Raw genomic sequence first — 208 nt, 5'->3', positions numbered from 1 at the left:
TTGGTTATCCTAAGTTTAAACATAAACACGGTAATCAATCTGCTAGCTATATGAGTAACTGCTTCAAATGGAGCGCGGACAAGCAATTACTAATACTCGCCAAAATGAAGCAAGCATTAAAGATTAAATGGTCACGGCCGTTTACTGGTACACCCAGCTCATTAACGGTATCGAAGACAAAATCAGGTAAATATTTTGTATCAATGCT

The sequence above is a fragment of the Moritella sp. JT01 genome (genome assembly GCF_001574435.1).
In the GTDB taxonomy this organism is placed as follows: Bacteria; Pseudomonadota; Gammaproteobacteria; order Enterobacterales; family Moritellaceae; genus Moritella.
Note: the sequence above shows the minus strand (reverse complement) of the source record.